We start from the raw sequence: 14,685 nt of genomic DNA, 5'->3' as shown, positions 1-14,685 counted from the left end.
AACCGGCGCCAGTATAGATGCGCCGGTGTTGTGACATTGATAATTCGTTATCAGGCAATCTGCCCTGGCAGTGCGCGCAGTCGGCGCATACCTGTCATTGCGGTGGCGACATAGCTCTTATGTCGGTTAACAACTTCTACTGTCACCTTCACGCCGTCGACCGCCACGGTATAAGTGGTCTTTGTTTTCTGTCGGCCAAACTCCCCGTAAAGCTCAACATGCTTTGCCAGTGCTGCATCGCATGCCCGACGACCTAACGGAGATTGCTTACTGCGATTGATAAGGCGCATATAACCCCCTGTGACGGGAGGGGCCGCCCTCCCGCCTCCCTTAGCCCACGTATTCCGGTTTCATGTCGTCCAGGGTGATGCGGAACTGGTCGTACAGTTCATCGCCCAAGTGACGTTTGGCGGCATTGAGAACGCCTTCAGCTTTAGCAAACAGTTCTGCCGCTTCTGGTTCGCCCGGGTTAGGCAGGGCATTGATAGCCGCTTCCACCCGGTTGCGGTGATCGACCAGGTAATAACGACGAACGGCCTTATTTTTCAGTTCCGTGTATAGAGCTGTGCCAAGTATTGGTTTTTCGGTCTCGATTTCACCGCGGATAGCGCTTGCCTGGTCGACCGTCATTGCTTTTTCAATGCGGTCACGCAGATCGTCGGCTAACTGATCGATGTTTTTAGTTGATTCCTGCGCGCTGGCTGTCGTGCGCGCACTGCTGGCAATCTCATCAATGGTGACCCTTTCAACAGACGAGGGGTTGATTACCTTCTCCTCACGCTCGTCAATCTCATCGGCGGTATAAACCCCGAGAATCACGTCGGGGCAGTAGAGACGCGCCCAACGTTTAACGGCGAGATAGGCTAACTGCTGGCGTGGGTCGGTTGCCCACAATGTTGAATTGCGTACCTGTGCTTGCGAAAGCATCAGGACCAGCTCGCGCGGTTCAGATTCACCTTTAAGCGTTGCCCAGGCGCGAACGCCCACGCCAGCTTCGTCTTTCAAATTCCAGCCCGGCGCGATGTACTTTTTATTCTGGCTGCTTGTCTTCTCCACGAACCGTCCAACGATATTTTCCCATTCGCCGAACCATTCAAAGTGGATACGATCCTTAGTGGGGGCCATAGTGTTGATCACCGCATTAACCAGCTGCGCTTCATAACCAAGCACACCGGAATTCCCGACGATGAAAGTCTTTTGCGCTACAGCGAAAGGATCCATGCCCCAGCGCGCAGCCTGCATCACAACAGCCATGCAGGCGTCCGGTTTCCCCCGGTAATGATCTGGGACGAAGTTTCCACTGTTGGCCATTACCTCCGAAAGCGTGCGCAGGCGGTTGAACAGTTCCCCGTTCGTCAGGATAGAAACGTTGTCGATTTTCTGAGTTTGGTTTTCAGTGGTGGCGACTAAATTGGACATTGTTATTCCCCCTTATGCCTGTACGCGCAGCGCTTCAAGGCGGCGCACATCAAAATCGTTGAGTTCTTCGGCGTAATCTTCGGTAATCGGCGCTGGCCATTCGCCAGTGTCGAACCCGTTCGCTATGGCGCGCATTGCTTTGCGGTATTCCAGCATGCCGAGTTCCAGCAACTCTTCGGATACCTCGACGATGGCGATCCAGTGGTAGTTCTCGTCTTTGTTGACGAATATCCAGAAAAACTGGTCCAGCGCTGCGGTTTCGCAGTACATGGCAGCGCTCAGGTGATAATCGCGCTCGATGATTTCCCGGTGCAGTTTGGCGCGCAGGCCTTCCTGCTTGATATTCCACATGCTGATGGTTTTCAGGTCCGCACCGATGCGCAGGCCGCCCATGTCGATTTCAAGGTCTGGGCGCACGCGGATTTCCAGCCCGGTTTCCTCATCAATACCGAAATAGCTCACCTCTACGGCGCGGTTCGGATGCGTCAGCAGCTTCCCGGCGGTCGGGTGATTCAGCAGCGCTTTCTGGATGGCCTGCGCGGTGCTCAACTGCTGGCGGGTAACCAGAATTTTATCGCCGGGGTTTTCGCGCCATGCGTCAAGCAGCTCGTCGGCAAACACTGTTTCAGGTTTGACGGATTTCACTGCCTGAATCAGATCCGCTTTGGTGCCGGATACTTTCAACGGCTGTGGCTTCTGTGCTTCCTGTGCGACCAGGTCAGGGTTGATGATCGCCAGTTGCTCAAGCAGCGCGTCACGGCTTCCGCTGGTTTTCACCTGCGGCGGCAGGGTGGCGTTGTATTCTTTGATGCAGGCCTTCATTGCCGCTGCTGTATGCTTAGTCCCGTTTTCGATGCGCTGGAACTCTTCCGGGAGTTGCTCATATGACGCATACGCTTCGTCAACGGATGCCCCAAGCGGTAATGGCGCGGGCAGGGTGGCGTTGTATTCTTCCAGCAACGCTTTGATATCGTCTGCGGTGAGTAATGCCGGCAGGCTGGCGTTGTGTTCGTCGATAACCGCGCGGATCGTCGCTGTCGTCGTGAGCGCACCTTCCGGGATTTCCGGCTCGATGCTGAACTCTTTTTCCAGTTGTTCAGGCTGTAATGCCAGCGCGTGCACCAGATTCCCCATATCCAGGACTTTGGTGCGTTCTTTCTGGATGGTTTTGGATACGTGGCGCGCCTCGAAATACATCAGCGATACCCGGGCATCTTTTACCATCGTCGAACTGGTGCCATTCGCCGCGTGATATACCTCGTTCGGTACGCCTTCATAACGCCCCGGCTCGAAGTATTCCGGCCACACTGGCATTGGTTCTTCCTGTTGCGCTTCTGGCTCAGAATGGCTTGCAGAATCGTTGTTCTGGCTCACTTCCGGTTGATTGTGGTCTACATCGGCTTGTTCGCCGGTATCTGCTTCTTCACCATTCCCCAGATCGCTTTCGCTTGTACGCAGCGCATCACCAGCCTGTTCTTCATTACCGTCAGTTTCTTGAACCTGCACATCGGCGACGTCCTCATTTTCCGTTTTTTCTCCCTCATTTGAGGCGGCGTTGTAGTCTTCATGAACCCACTTCGGATCGTTAGGGTCACTGATACCTTCAACGTAATCACCGCGCGCAGCTGCGAGTTGTCGGTTTACTTCTTCAACGGATGGTTCATCCTGTCTTACTGGCGTTGGCATAGGCATGGACGAACGTCCGCAGGCAATATCAACGACAAGCGGATCGGGATTGGCATGGTCAGTTTCTGTCAGCACCTTATTCAGGTACTCGCGGTGGCGAAATGGGGATTTGTACAGTTCATCTGGTGTGGTTTTTACCGTTGCAACGATGCATGCGCGGGAATAGTCCAGACCACCAGGCATTGACACGAACAGTTCGCGCGTTGCCAGCCACTCAGGGTCGTCAACTGCGTTCATGATTGAATTAGCCTTTAGTTCGATCTGCAATGGCAGAGAATAAATATCAAATTCATACTGACGCGCCAGCAGGCCTAAGGCTATTTCAAATTCAAGACCGAGAGTGGTCTGGGGCATTTTGCGATCGGATGCAATTCCGCCGCCAGCGTTCGCGCCGCTTTCAGTACGCTGAATAGCTGATACACGATTACCTTTGCACCACTCTTTAACGAGCAGCCCGCGATCAATATGAGGGGTATCGAACCATGTTTTCAGAAACTGGATAACGCTTGCCAGCTCAGGGATTTTGCCATCGGCAGGAAACACGTTCTTAACAGCATTTACCGCTTTATGGATATCGTGTTCAATGGCCTTTTTGAATGGTTCAACATTCTCAGACGCAAGTAAAAGGTTCTGGACATATGAGTTATCAGTGTCCATTTCCAGAGCGAGAATTGCTTTTTTCTGCTCTTCATCGACATGATAGAGATACTCGCCATCGCCAATATGTTGAGCCAGAACGCGATGACGGAAGGGCATCGTTGCCACAACAGTTAACTGAGGGTGTTCAGGTCGATCGCCATTGTCTTCAGTTGACGGCTGTTCGTGCTGGGTAATTTCGCCAGTTTCGGTATCAACAACTTCTTCTGTGTGATCTTCCAGCACTTCACCTGTTTCGGTATCAACACCGTTAACGATATGCTGACGTGCTTCGGCGGCAGCATCAGAAGAGGGCAACGTAACACCGGGGATCTGCGCCCAGGTCATGTTGTCGCTTCCAAGCTGGTAGAAATCGCAGAACGTTAAGCTGAGTTCGCCTTCTGGCGGAAGCTCGTTAACGACGGGGAAATTAGTGGCAACAGCTTTAAAATAATCTTTCAGCTTTGCGCCGGATTTAATCAGGAGATAATCCAGTGTGGCATTTGCCGCTTCAAGATCATCGCTGCACCAGAGAACTGCATCTTTCTGGCCTGATGATTTCTTTGCTTTGCGGACTAAAAATACAGGATTAGTTCCACTCATTATTTTATCCTCAATTCGTGTAGAATGGAGGCGCCTTAATGGCACCTCGGTTTTACCAGGTAGAAATGTCCGGTTCGCTTTGGTCGGTGACGCCGGACGGGCAGGCCCACTTCGTGTGGGCTTTTGCTTAATGAACGGTGCTGAAAACCTTTTCTGAGTAATCGAGTTTGTAGCTGCGGTAGTTGCCAAACCCGGCGTTATCGCCATCACTTACTTTTACGGACAGCATTGAAATTGCCTCTACAGCACAAAGAGGACAGTCGAACTTGCCGAATACATAGCCACCGTCAAGAATGACCGTGACCGCGCCCGTTTCGGCTGAATGAATAACGCCTGATACTTTCTTCTCGCAGTTGAATACAGCCAATTCTTTATTCACTGCTTTCAGGTTCATTTCGATTTTTACGATTTCCATAAAACTTCTCCGGTTGTTAAATTCAGGGTGTAAGAAGCCGCGCCAAATTAATGGCGAATTTTTTGTTTCATATTTCAGGACTGCTGGTTAACTTTCGTGCGCCATCTGATCGTATTCAGCGCATTGCTTTGAGCAGTATTCTTTTTCTTTGTTGGCAAGCCGGTTGCCATTGCGATAGAAAAGGATGCTCTTTACTTCTTTGCCTTCTTCAACGGGTTTGCGGCAGTAACCGCATTCTTTCTGCATTACCCCTCCTCAGATGCTTGCTGGCAGCTCTCCGTTGCGAATAATTCCCTCAACAGGCCAGCACTCACCATTAACCTTTTGCTCGACAGCTGCGGCCTGGCATTCCTGCTGGTTGTCATATACACCGAGAATCACATCCTGAAAGTCACCGTTGGTCATTGCGACCGTTAATACCAGTGCGAATAGCGTCTCCATCAGTGAAGAGTCCTCCCGATAGCAAGTGCGTAAATACGTTTGGCTTCTTCCCATACCTGGATATTGCGATGCCGAACGGCGAACCATGCAAGGCGTTGAGCCTCCCGGACTTGCTGCTGGTTAATCATCGTTATCCTCCAGATGCCCGTTATCGCGAAGCCAGCTAATGACCTCGTCAGGAGAAAGACGATCCAGAATTTCCGGTAACTTGCTGTTGTTGTCAGCCCAGTCGATGTAATCCGGCAGGTCGATGGCAGCGAACAGTACATCGCTTTCGATTTCTTCCAGCACATCATCCACTTCAACGCCGCGAATTTCGGCGTTAACAAAATCGCGATAACCGCTGGTTGAAACGTCAACTCCCTGCGCCTTGAGATCTAAATCAATTTTCATTTTCACCCTCTGCTTGCCGTTGTCGCCCGGCTGGCGGAACGTTTGATACCTGCTGCGCGTTAACTCATCCACCTCATTCCGGTCTTCGTATGCCCCGGACGGCTACTTCGTGGGCGTCCTGCCTGGGTGGTCGTGTTGCTGTGATATTGATTAAATCACTGGTTTATAGTTGTGTCAACTTTCAATTAATGTTTGGTGTAAATTTTAGGTTTATATGTTGGGAGAGGGAGCGTGTGTTATGCTCACAAAAACATCAATTGCCGAGGGTTAGTGATGGATTACGAGGAACTGGCGCAGTTGCGCTATCAGGAAATGTGCCGGATTGTGGGTGATGTTGTGTTTGCGATGGTGGCTGAAGGGCATGAAACCAAAAGAGTGGCTATAGCTGACGTGATACGAACGGAGATATCGAAGGGGCTGGATAAGTGGGATGCTGACCAGATTCAGGCGATGGAACTGGCGGTGAAGTTGCTGGAAGAATAGGGCAAAAAAAAAGCCCGGAACGTGTCGTAATCCGGGCTGTAAGTCGGATATATGGTGCTGTTATTTCTTGTTCATGCACCATAACAGAGCTTGTCTTACCAGAGTGTGTTGTCGCGCATGTTTCAGGGAAAAGACCCCTGCAAAATTCACCAGGCCAGCATAACCAGTGAAATCGCGGCGACCATAACAACAGTTACCAGGCATACTATCAGATACTCTCTTATTATTTCCCAACTGATTATTTGCATCATATATCAACAAGGATAGCCTGATTAAGTAGATGTAGCGTGTATAGCTGCTAAACAGTCAAGGGCGCAAAGAGGGATGCTGCGGAGTTTGTGAGGAAAGGGCAATAAAAACCCGGCGCGGTGGCCGGGTTAATTTCATTCCGCGATTAATTTGCTTAAAAATATTTCTGTTGGCTTGTATGCTTCGCCTTTAGATGACGTAAGTTTATAAGTAATGGTTACATCAGCGCGGAAGGCGAATTTATGGGATAGGTCTTCTGGTTTAATCCCGGGTGCCAAAACTAGTTTTACCCTTCGATCAACTAAGCCAGGAATCACGGCAGCCCATCCCTTTGTCGGATTGTCGAGATCAAGAGCTCTTATCTCAAGGTCAACATCGTAATGGTCTCGAGTATATGTATCAGCTTCAAAACTAACCTCGGTTGGTGTTTTAGAGATTAAATCTGAAGGTATTGTTACGGAAGTGTTATCGCTACCTATCATTAATGTTGCATTTTCGTCATTTCGCGCTGGAGATAAAATTTTGACAGCACCTTTGGCAGCGGTTTTTTTATCAACTAATGTACTATTGAGCACCGACTGTATTCTTTCAGGTGAAATGTTAGTTTCGCCAGCACCTATGTTAATGATTATATTATTATTTGCTTCGAAGTGGGAGGCATTATTGGGTGCCATGTTTTTGACGGCTAAATACATACCCGTGGCGAGTACACCTGCTATAACCGTCCAAACTAAGGCGCTACGCATTTTTCCTTCTCCGATGTACCTTTCATGCGCATTTTCGAGAAATTTATCAAAATTCTCTTCGTTGCCAAAACCTAACTTGATAAGAATTTTTTCAGTTAGGCTCCCGACTTCTAACTTTTGAACCCTAACTTCAATATCCAGGATATCACTTCCAGTTAGCTCTGCAAGGACTCCTTTAGATTGTTTGATAATAGCTTCCCAGCCTTGAAGAGACTCAATGATTTCTTTAATGCTGGGGTTATTACCTATTGAATAATAAATGTTTTCAGTGAATTCTAATTGATAAGGTGCTTCCATTACCATTCCCACTATTAAATTTTATTTAAGTTTTCTACCCAGAGGTGGTTCGTATGGCCTATGTGCAATACCCAGCCTCATAAGCTCTCCGTGGGGAGTTATTCCGCATCACCCTTAATCCGCCGTCCCATGTACTTGGCGTACAGCTCGTCGAGTTCCTTAAGGCGCAGAGACACGATCCGCAACATGTTCTGCTGCTCTTCTTCCGGCAACTGGCGATAGAGTTCCAGCAGGCGCTGCTCGTCGGGCTTCATACCATCTTTCTCGCCGACATCTTCCCCGAGTAGCCAGGCGATCGAAACGCCAACAGCATCGGCTATAGCCAGTGCTGATTTTTTGCTAATAACGCCTTTTTTAAACCAGCTATTGACCGCCTGAGGCGAGACTCCGGCTATTCGCGCCATATCTGCTTTGGTAATGCCTCTGGCATAGACCTCATTGAGTCGCGCTATCAATGCTTTGTTGGGTTCTTCTTTTCTCATTCTCTCATTGTAAATGGTTAGTTTACACACTCAATAAATTGAATATTGCTTGAAATATAAATCTGTGGTTTACTTTCTTCGTTGATAGTTAGGAGAAGAAAATGACAGCACTTGATAAAGCAATTAAGGCTGCTGGTTCAGCGAGAAAGTTAAGCATGGCACTTGGTGTAACCAGTATGTCAATTAGCCATTGGAAACATCGCGACAGAGGCATTGTGCCGCCAGATTACATATTAAAAATTCACAGCATAACCGGTGTTACCCCTCACGAATTGCGCCCTGATCTGTATCCGAACCCAACGGATGGATTACCGGCGCAGGAAGCGAGGGCGTAACCGTGCATTCAATTTCATTTCAACAAAATACCGGGTTTCCTCCGGCCACGATGATAAATCGCAATCAGCCTGATCCGGCGGATAAGCATGACCAGATTCGTGCTGCCGTTCGTGCGTGGTCGGCATCGCTGGACAACCAGGACGTAGTCGCCGGGATCATCGTTGAAGAATGGGAACGGCAGGGCGGCGCCGGGTTGGATTTTCCTGATGACTTGAGCCGTAAGCGGCAGAAGCTTTTCCGCTGGCTGGACAGTGATACCGGATATGCGCGCGAAAACATCCGCCAGCTGACTCCTGCAATCCTGGCTGTTTTGCCGATGGAATTTCGTGGGCGTCTTATCGGACAGGATTGTTTCATGACGCGTTTTGCAGCGATGGAGAAGGAAATCAGCGAGGCGAAACAGGCCGTAATGCTGAATGCGCCAAAGCATCAGCTGGTGAAAGAGGTCAGGGAAGGGATTGAGCATCTGCTGAATATGTTGCCGGGTGATGCTGTCGTTCAGGTTCTGAGTGGTATCGCGGCCATAGCGCCGGGTGTCATGTGAGGTTACCAGATGAATCATTTGGAGTTCATAGAAAAGCACGTCCGGGAAGAGTTGATCCGCCAGGGCTTCACCGTAGCGGTGGCTCAGGGGGGGGCATTTCAGGCCGTCGATATGTACAAGCGAATGAGTCAGGCAAGCAGAAAGGGGAGGATTTTTGATGATGTTTTACGCCACGCGAAATTGTGGGCAGAAAAGCAAACATTACCGGCTGATCGGTTTGATTCAAAACGGGCTAAACGGGGCAGGCAACAGGGCTTGTTCTGAAAGGGTGAAGACCGCTGTGCGCCAACACAGACGGCCTTCGGTGTAATTCCAGGCGAAATCACGAGGTCATTATGACAAAGAGTTTTTCAAAACACCAGGCAAGGGAGGCATAGCTATGTCGAATGTCGCCTACGCCGATTTTGCGGCGCGTACCGCCGTCAGGAGCAACCGGATGGAAAACCAGAAGACCGGATTCATCCCGTTGTACCGGAGTGTACTCAAGCAGCCCTGGTCAGAAGATGTTTACCTGCGTACGTTGTGGGATAACCTGCTTTTGGGCGCTGCCAGCCAGCCATACACAGCGAGCTTTAAAGGTCGCCAATGGCCGCTACAAACCGGACAACTGGTGACCACGGCGGCCGATCTGGGCCTGAAACTACGTGACAGAAAAGGCAACCCAACAAGCCGTGATGCTGTTGAGAGAATGCTGACGTTTTTTGTGCGTGAAGGGATGATTTCCATTGAAGGGGAGCGGCAAAGAGGGCGTGTGATCACGATCTCAAATTATGCCGAATATGCTCAAAAAATGGACAATTTGCCCGCACAAACTTCCGCACATACCAGCGCACATATGCCCGCACATGGCGAAGCCAGTAACGGCGCGGGTTTGGCGGTAGGTAGCGCACATGAAAGCGCACATACATCCGCACAAACAAGCGCACATCATGAACAATATATATTAAATACTAACGTATTTAATGTACGTCAGAGAATTTCCAAAGTTGTTCCTGATGCAGCAGTCCAGACTCCGAAAGGTGACAAGTGGGGGACATCTGACGATCTCCGCTGCGCAGAGTGGATGCTGGCGCTGCGTGACATCACCAAACCATCCCTGAAAAAACCAAACATGGCTGGCTGGGCGAATGACATACGCCTGATGCGCCAGCTGGACGGACGCACCCACAAAGAGATTTGTGAGTTGTTCAGATGGGCCTGCAAAGACTCGTTCTGGTACAAAAATATTCTCTCCCCCGCAAAGCTCCGCGCCAAGTGGGACACGTTAACCCTTCACCGTGAAGACACTACCCGCAAGCCACGCGCAGATGTCAGCGCAAGCAAATCCGAAACCGGCCCGCACTGGAACAGTGCTGAAGCATGGGAGAAATTTTTATGACCCCGGATCTTTATCGTGCAATTCAGAATCGCGACAGCGAAATGCTATCGCGCATGGCTGGAGATTCTTACGACGGCCGTAAGGTTGTTAACAGTGACGCTGAAAAGCTGGTGGATATGCTTTTTGAAAATCTCATGCAGGTATTTCCGGCATCCACTCAGACGAACCTACGTACTGGCGATGATATTCGCGTTGCAAAGCAGCAATGGATCGCCGCTTTTGCTGAGTCAGGCATCACCTCCCGTGAGCAGCTTTCAGCCGGAATGCAGAAAGCCCGATCCAGTCAGTCACCGTTCTGGCCGTCGCCGGGTCAGTTTATTTCGTGGTGCCGTGAGGGGAGTGGCGCGCTGGGGGTCAGTGTGGACGACATCATGAGCGAATACTGGCGCTGGCGAAAGCTGGTTTTTCGCTACCCGACCAGTGAGCAATACCCGTGGAGCCAGCCCGTGCTCTATCACATTTGCCTTGAACTGCGCAGACGCGGTACTGACGGCCAGCTCAGCGAGAAAGAGCTTGTTCGCGTTGCTGGCGATTTACTCCACGACTGGGAAATGCGTGTTCTCGATGGGAAACCAGTTCCACCAGTACGTCGGGCACTTACCGCACCAGATCAGGATCGAGGCCCGACTCCGGCGCAGATGCTGATGGCGAAATACAAACAGCGAAAAGACGCTGGACTGATTTGAGAGGAAATCACATGGAAACCGTAATTCAGGTACTGGAAAAAATGGGGCGGGCGACATACCGCGAAGTTGCTGACCGTCTTGAAATCGACCCGGTTGATGCGCTCACCATGTTACGTGAGCAGCGTGATCAGGGGTTATGCGATTTTGGAGACGGCGGCTGGTTCCTCGGTACCGTGAAAGGTCAGTCTCAGCAGTCAACGCCTAATGCACCTGTTCATCCGGCGCCGCGCCTGAAAGGTGAGGAGCCGGAACCCGTAGATCCTGATGTCGTCCGACAGCAGCTGCGTGAGCAGGGGGCAATGACGACCGTTTCGCTGGCCGCGGCCGTCAATCGCAATGCCCGCGGAATGGTCTCTGTTCTTCGCGCGCTGGAGCGCCAGGGCGTTGTGGTGAAGAACGGGAAGGGCAAAGGCGTTACCTGGTCCCTTGCTGTTGTGACAGAACCCGTTAAGCAAGAACCGGTACCGGAGGCACCTGCCGCGCCGGAAGAAGCAAAACCGGTCGAACAGATCGTGAGTGAAATCCCCTCGTTCACTGAAGGGCGCGCCGCAGTCGAAGCGGTACCAGCGGTGCGGGACATTTCTCGCGAAATCCGCCGCACCAGAAACAAGCTGGAGCAACTGACCAAACTGCGTGACGCGGTTCGTGTTATTGGTCGCCACAGAAATCTCGTTCAGCAGCTGACAGGGAGGGAATAACCGATGGCCAGAAAGAAAACCGACAAAGAACGCACCCTGATCATCAACCGGATTATCGAACTTGTGAAGGAGCAGGGACGCATCACCACGAATGACGTCGTTGCGATGTTCGGCCTGCACCGGACCACAGCGGAGAAATATCTCCGCGTAGCGGTAGAGCAGGGTGGCCTGGTTCGTCACGGGCGCTGCGGAATCTTCCGTGACCTGCGGGCAACTATCGACTTTGACCTGAAACGTTTTTCACACAACAAGGCGGCTGCATGATCACCGAGAAAGACAACGTTTTTTATTGTGACTGCGGATTCTCCTTTGAGAGGGGGCGCAGCGGCGCGCATACCTGTGAAACTGGTTTGCGTAAGAAACTTGCCGAATCGGAAGCCAAGCTCGCGGCGCTGGCTGCCGAGAATGCGGGGCTTAAGGCTGCCAAAAAGATCATTCGCCACCTGAACGCGAACCGTGAAGAGGCGAATTTTTGCGGTATTGATGATTGTCATATCGATGACGCGGTGGCAGCTATGATCACCCCGGCAACCGACGCGTACCTGGCAGAAGTTCGGGCTCAGGGTGTGGAGATGTTTGCTGACAGTTTGAAAGTCCTTGATTGTCATGAACATCCATATTCAACGGTGGCTAAAGAGTTTACCGCCCAACTACGTCATGGAGTGAAGCTATGAGCAACGCAGCAATGATTATTGCACCGACCGACATCAGCGAAAAAATTCGCGAAATTGGATTGGCCTATAATCGCTACCTCACTGAATTCCGCATCCCTGATGATCACAAAATCGTCGTCAATTATTCAGCAGGAAAGGACAGCACGGCCACTCTGGCAGTTGCCCATGCATTGTTTGGCGGTAGAGTTCAGGCTGTTATGGCTGATACAGATAATGAACACGAGCTTACCGTACAGTTCGCAAAAACTATCCATGAACAGATTGGATGCGCGCCAGTTCAGGTTGTTAAGCGGATATATACCGAGGTTGATTTTGAACGCCGCCGAGGATACATCCAGAAGAACTGGGTTAAGCGTCAGGCCATTCGTATGGGGGCATATAGGGGTGTTGTTATGCCTTCACTCGGCCGCTCCGATACAGCGTTTGGGCAGGCCTGGCTGCGTACTGCTGAGCGTTGGGGAATTGAATTCGAAACTGCGCTGGATGCTGCTCTGTCTGTTATGCATCCAAGCGGAAATAGCTTTCTAGACTGCGCACTGTTGCATGGTAAATTTCCGATGCTTCGCGACCGATTCTGTACCGATGAGCTCAAAATTCAGATCGCCTTTGATAAAGCTCTGCAACCAATGCTGGATGATGGCGACGTGGTCGTCCAGTGGTCTGGTGTACGGGCAGATGAGTCATCAAAGAGAGCCAGCTATGAGCGCTTCTCCACTGACAAGCGTGACCCGGATTTTTTGTATAACTTCCTTCCCATTCACCAGTGGACGGCCACAGATGTATTCGCGCTCCACAAATACTTCGGGATATCGCCAAACCCGCTTTACACGCAGGGAGCCTCACGTGTCGGTTGTATGAATTGCGTGCTGTGTAACAAAGAAGAAATTGCTGAGACATTTTCGCGCTGGCCGGAGCATATTGAGAAGCACAAAGAGTGGGAGCTGAAGGTTCGTCTAACGTCTCGCTGGGTTCACTGGATGAGTGTTGGCGAGATAAACCAGCGCTGGATGAAGTCGTTTGACCTGCCCCTTGGTAGAAATGTGCAGCTCTATGGGTTAGAACCTGAGGTGCAGCATATTGATTGGTCTGGGTTCTATGGACCTCGCGCAAACCTGAACTCGCCAAGTGTTGATGAAGTTGTGGAGTGGGCCAAAACAGGTCGCGGGGGGAAAGTCTACGACTTGGTCAAATCAAGCCTGAATACCGAGGTCTGTTCATCACGTTATGGGCTTTGTGAGTAATGGCATCTATGAAGTGGTTTTTTTAGATAAAACCACTTTTTGCCAAGTAACGGATGGTCTATTAAAACTATCCGTATTGACAGGGCTAATATATTCAACCGTTAGCCCTAATTTTTTTGAAAGAGCAATTAAATCTTCTGTGTAAATCACACTGATTTGTCTATCGGGTTCGGCTGGCCCTAATCGCAATGTAATGATCATAACTCCATTGGCGGATAGAAGATTGAATAGAGTAAATAACGACCTCTCCTGCTGGTTTTCATTTAGGTGCATCCAGACTGCACTAACAATTATAAGGTCAAAGGTCTTTAGTGATTGAGTGATCTTTCTTAGTTCAGGCAATGAATCATTGACCCAAGTAATATCACAGTGCTTATGATTTTCGGCCGCAAGATTTCGCATGTTATCGCTTGGCTCTACAGCTGTTACATTGTAGCCCATTTTAAATAAAGCAGCAGAATCCCTTCCAGAACCAGCACCTACGTCCAGAGCATCTCCGCGGGAAGCAAGGAAGTAGGATTCAACGTCAGAAAATATATCTTTAAAATTTAGGGATTGATAGTCATTAAATAAACGTAAGGCATTGTCATCATAAAATTTCCATGTGGTCATTTTATTTCTCCATTTGTGGGTGCTGTCTTAGAAACACAGATGAGGTGAGTTGTGTTTTGTTCGGACTTATTGTTTTCGCTAGGTTTTGAAAATATCGACGGATTAAATGAGCCATGAAAATTAATAATAGCGCAGAGCAATAAGCATATGGTCCAGCATCCAACTACAATGAACTTGCTCTCTTTTTTAGGAGCTGGGGTAGGTGAGATTATTATGCCGGATTTATTACTAAGGTCTTGAAGTATGCTATTTTTCGATAGTTCTTCAATATCATTTTGTTTGGTTATTTTTTTTCCTATCAGAACCCTAAGTCGAAAAAGCGTGCAAATAGTGAGCAGGTCGAAAACTGTTAAAAAAGCAAAAATCATCCAAAGTGAGGCTTCATTAACTAGTGTAGCAGCATACCAGAGCCCACCATTAATGGCGATTACCAGACTTGGAATCTGCCACATCAGTTGGTTCAAAGCACGCATGTGTTGACCAGCTTCGATGTAGGTGATTTCCTGGAGTTTTTGATGCCAGCGGATGACCTCGATCTTGATTTCTTGATCTGGCGTTGGCTGTGAGTTAGCGTTCATTTTACTTCTCGGTTACGTTAAAATGTCGACAAACTTCTTGTTAAAAGGTTATTCTAACATACTAGGTTTGGCTTTAAAGTCTATCTTT

General features: G+C 49.9%; 21 protein-coding genes. 10 read left to right on the top strand and 11 right to left on the bottom strand.

The genetic code is table 11. The features are described 5' to 3' along the window. Nucleotides 1-50: 50 nt before the first annotated feature. The 7 genes from CKO_RS08140 to CKO_RS08110 all read right to left on the bottom strand — a co-directional run bounded on the left by CKO_RS08140 (nt 51) and on the right by CKO_RS08110 (nt 5,593). Nucleotides 51-290 carry a DUF4060 family protein gene (locus tag CKO_RS08140; protein WP_012132782.1) on the bottom strand — a complete coding sequence of 80 codons (240 nt, stop codon included), beginning with the start codon at nt 288-290 and terminating at the stop codon, nt 51-53. 40 nt (nt 291-330) lie between these two features. Beyond that, nucleotides 331-1,419, bottom strand: coding sequence for a RecT family recombinase (locus tag CKO_RS08135; protein ID WP_012132781.1), 1,089 nt, complete (start codon nt 1,417-1,419; stop codon nt 331-333). A gap of 12 nt (nt 1,420-1,431) precedes the next feature. Continuing rightward, a complete protein-coding gene (locus tag CKO_RS08130) occupies nt 1,432-4,344 on the bottom strand; it encodes a RecE family exodeoxyribonuclease (RefSeq protein WP_012132780.1) in 2,913 nt (970 codons plus the stop codon). 127 nt (nt 4,345-4,471) lie between these two features. After that, the gene (locus CKO_RS08125; protein ID WP_012132779.1) at nt 4,472-4,759 is read right to left on the bottom strand and encodes a hypothetical protein; all 288 of its coding nucleotides are present in this window, start codon (nt 4,757-4,759) and stop codon (nt 4,472-4,474) included. An 87-nt stretch (nt 4,760-4,846) separates the two neighbouring features. Next, complete coding sequence (locus tag CKO_RS08120) at nt 4,847-5,005, bottom strand: YdaE family protein (protein WP_012132778.1); 159 nt, start codon at nt 5,003-5,005, stop codon at nt 4,847-4,849. Nucleotides 5,006-5,014: 9 nt separating this feature from the next. After that, complete coding sequence (locus tag CKO_RS08115; RefSeq protein ID WP_012132776.1) at nt 5,015-5,200, bottom strand: YdfD/YebW family protein; 186 nt, start codon at nt 5,198-5,200, stop codon at nt 5,015-5,017. A 120-nt stretch (nt 5,201-5,320) separates the two neighbouring features. Beyond that, a complete protein-coding gene (locus CKO_RS08110) occupies nt 5,321-5,593 on the bottom strand; it encodes a hypothetical protein (RefSeq protein WP_024130425.1) in 273 nt (90 codons plus the stop codon). A 273-nt stretch (nt 5,594-5,866) separates the two neighbouring features. On the opposite strand from CKO_RS08110, the gene fumD reads away from it, so the two are divergent. After that, the gene (gene fumD / locus CKO_RS08105) at nt 5,867-6,076 is read left to right on the top strand and encodes a fumarate hydratase FumD (protein WP_012132772.1); all 210 of its coding nucleotides are present in this window, start codon (nt 5,867-5,869) and stop codon (nt 6,074-6,076) included. A 383-nt stretch (nt 6,077-6,459) separates the two neighbouring features. Here the strand turns inward: fumD and CKO_RS08100 are convergent, their stop codons facing one another. Both CKO_RS08100 and CKO_RS08095 read right to left on the bottom strand, forming a co-directional pair. Beyond that, nucleotides 6,460-7,368, bottom strand: a complete 909-nt coding sequence (locus tag CKO_RS08100) for a hypothetical protein (RefSeq protein ID WP_024130424.1) — start codon at nt 7,366-7,368, stop codon at nt 6,460-6,462. Between the two features lie 98 nt (nt 7,369-7,466). After that, the gene (locus CKO_RS08095; protein ID WP_012132769.1) at nt 7,467-7,850 is read right to left on the bottom strand and encodes a helix-turn-helix domain-containing protein; all 384 of its coding nucleotides are present in this window, start codon (nt 7,848-7,850) and stop codon (nt 7,467-7,469) included. A gap of 101 nt (nt 7,851-7,951) precedes the next feature. Here CKO_RS08095 and CKO_RS22385 point away from each other — a divergent pair, with 101 nt between their 5' ends. The 9 genes from CKO_RS22385 (at nt 7,952) to CKO_RS08055 (ending at nt 13,407) form a co-directional block, all read left to right on the top strand. After that, entirely contained in the window at nt 7,952-8,185 is a 234-nt protein-coding gene (locus CKO_RS22385) for a transcriptional regulator (RefSeq protein ID WP_024130423.1), read from the top strand. 2 nt (nt 8,186-8,187) lie between these two features. Continuing rightward, nucleotides 8,188-8,730, top strand: a complete 543-nt coding sequence (locus tag CKO_RS08090; RefSeq protein ID WP_024130422.1) for a toxin YdaT domain-containing protein — start codon at nt 8,188-8,190, stop codon at nt 8,728-8,730. A gap of 9 nt (nt 8,731-8,739) precedes the next feature. After that, nucleotides 8,740-8,994, top strand: coding sequence for a hypothetical protein (locus CKO_RS23465; RefSeq protein ID WP_012132767.1), 255 nt, complete (start codon nt 8,740-8,742; stop codon nt 8,992-8,994). Between the two features lie 115 nt (nt 8,995-9,109). Then, nucleotides 9,110-10,108, top strand: a complete 999-nt coding sequence (locus CKO_RS08080) for a replication protein (RefSeq protein WP_012132766.1) — start codon at nt 9,110-9,112, stop codon at nt 10,106-10,108. Then, on the top strand, nt 10,105-10,794 hold the full coding sequence (locus CKO_RS08075) for a replication protein P (protein WP_012132765.1): 690 nt from the start codon (nt 10,105-10,107) through the stop codon (nt 10,792-10,794). Before CKO_RS08080 ends, CKO_RS08075 begins: the two co-directional genes overlap by 4 nt. An 11-nt stretch (nt 10,795-10,805) precedes the next feature. Next, a complete protein-coding gene (locus tag CKO_RS08070) occupies nt 10,806-11,492 on the top strand; it encodes a DUF1627 domain-containing protein (RefSeq protein ID WP_012132764.1) in 687 nt (228 codons plus the stop codon). A 3-nt stretch (nt 11,493-11,495) separates the two neighbouring features. Further along, nucleotides 11,496-11,756, top strand: coding sequence for a DUF977 family protein (locus CKO_RS08065; RefSeq protein ID WP_012132763.1), 261 nt, complete (start codon nt 11,496-11,498; stop codon nt 11,754-11,756). Beyond that, nucleotides 11,753-12,166 (top strand): hypothetical protein, encoded by a 414-nt coding sequence (locus CKO_RS23520; protein ID WP_012132761.1) that lies wholly within the window; start codon nt 11,753-11,755, stop codon nt 12,164-12,166. The genes CKO_RS08065 and CKO_RS23520 overlap by 4 nt, the downstream gene beginning before the upstream one ends. Beyond that, nucleotides 12,163-13,407 carry a phosphoadenosine phosphosulfate reductase family protein gene (locus CKO_RS08055; protein WP_012132760.1) on the top strand — a complete coding sequence of 415 codons (1,245 nt, stop codon included), beginning with the start codon at nt 12,163-12,165 and terminating at the stop codon, nt 13,405-13,407. Before CKO_RS23520 ends, CKO_RS08055 begins: the two co-directional genes overlap by 4 nt. A gap of 6 nt (nt 13,408-13,413) precedes the next feature. Here the strand turns inward: CKO_RS08055 and CKO_RS08050 are convergent, their stop codons facing one another. Beyond that, a complete protein-coding gene (locus CKO_RS08050) occupies nt 13,414-14,019 on the bottom strand; it encodes a class I SAM-dependent methyltransferase (protein ID WP_012132759.1) in 606 nt (201 codons plus the stop codon). Beyond that, nucleotides 14,016-14,597, bottom strand: a complete 582-nt coding sequence (locus CKO_RS08045; RefSeq protein ID WP_012132758.1) for a hypothetical protein — start codon at nt 14,595-14,597, stop codon at nt 14,016-14,018. Before CKO_RS08045 ends, CKO_RS08050 begins: the two co-directional genes overlap by 4 nt. Nucleotides 14,598-14,685 lie beyond the last annotated feature (88 nt).

The sequence above is a fragment of the Citrobacter koseri ATCC BAA-895 genome (genome assembly GCF_000018045.1).
Classification (GTDB): domain Bacteria; phylum Pseudomonadota; class Gammaproteobacteria; order Enterobacterales; family Enterobacteriaceae; genus Citrobacter_B; species Citrobacter_B koseri.
The sequence above is the reverse complement of the archived record's forward strand: the minus strand, read 5'-3'. Positions and strand labels throughout refer to the sequence as shown.